The organism is Specibacter sp. AOP5-B1-6 (assembly GCF_052376555.1).
In the GTDB taxonomy this organism is placed as follows: Bacteria; Actinomycetota; Actinomycetes; order Actinomycetales; family Micrococcaceae; genus Specibacter.
Genome location: NZ_JBQSVT010000113.1, coordinates 1 through 896 on the forward strand (window position 1 = coordinate 1; position 896 = coordinate 896).

The following is an 896-nucleotide window of genomic DNA, read 5'->3' on the forward strand; positions in this document are numbered from 1 at the left end:
AACGGCGGTAGCCGGCAGCATGGATTCGGCGGCGTGGCCCGGGAACCGGCCGGCGACCTTGATCAGCGCGTTGGATTCTTCCACACCGCATGACAGGATGCCGCGGGGACGGTCCTCGTACAGGGAGTTGCCGGCGGCCAAGCGGCCATTGGCAATCAAGGCCGACGCCACGGTGTCGCCAGGATGGCCGACGTAGGGGACACCGTCCACGGTGAAGTTCAGGGCGGCGCTGCGGTCGATCCTGCCGCCGCGTGCGAGCCGATTTGGCTGCGGGTTCTGCGGTGTCATGACTACACGCCTTCCGATGATGTGAGAGTGCCGGCCTCAGCAGGTGCCAAGGGCTGGGATTGGGTTTTTGCCGCCGCCGGAGCGATCAGGCCTTCCGGAGCCTGCTCACCCACCCCGTAAACGGCATGGATTTCGTAGCTGACGGTGTCGCGGACCATGTTGAACCATTTGCGGCATCCGGCGGTGTGCACCCAGCGCTCCGCGAACAGACCCTTGGGGTTCTCCCGGTAGAACAGGTATTCGGCCCATTCGCGGTCCGACAGTTCGTTCGGCTGTGCGGGATAAGCCACATGGGCCTGCCCGCCGTAGTGAAATTCGGTTTCGTTGCGCGGCCCGCAATTGGGGCATGAAAACAACAACATTATGTGCTCCTGATCTTTCCTAAGAGGGCCGGTTAGTGGGCTACGGCTGCTGCGCCATGCTCGTCGATAAGGGCGCCGCTTTCAAAGCGTTCCAAGGCAAACGGCTTGTTCAGCGCATGCGGGGCGCCGGTGGCGATGGTGTGCGCGAAGGTAAGCCCTGCGGCGGGGGTGCCCTTGAAACCGCCCGTCCCCCAGCCGCAGTTCACAAACATGTTCTCCACCGGGCTCAGACCCACGATGGGAGAG

2 protein-coding genes and 1 pseudogene are annotated in these 896 nt (G+C 63.8%); all 3 read right to left on the minus strand.

Going from position 1 to position 896, the window contains the following annotated elements; translation table 11 throughout:
* The coding region (locus ACT3TS_RS19690) for a 2Fe-2S iron-sulfur cluster-binding protein (protein ID WP_444533219.1) at positions 1-288 on the minus strand (288 nt) is incomplete at its 3' end.
* Positions 289-290: 2 nt separating this feature from the next.
* Complete coding sequence (locus tag ACT3TS_RS19695) at positions 291-650, minus strand: sarcosine oxidase subunit delta (RefSeq protein ID WP_444533220.1); 360 nt, start codon at positions 648-650, stop codon at positions 291-293.
* Positions 651-682: 32 nt separating this feature from the next.
* A pseudogene (locus ACT3TS_RS19700) lies at positions 683-896 on the minus strand (sarcosine oxidase subunit beta); the annotation flags it as partial.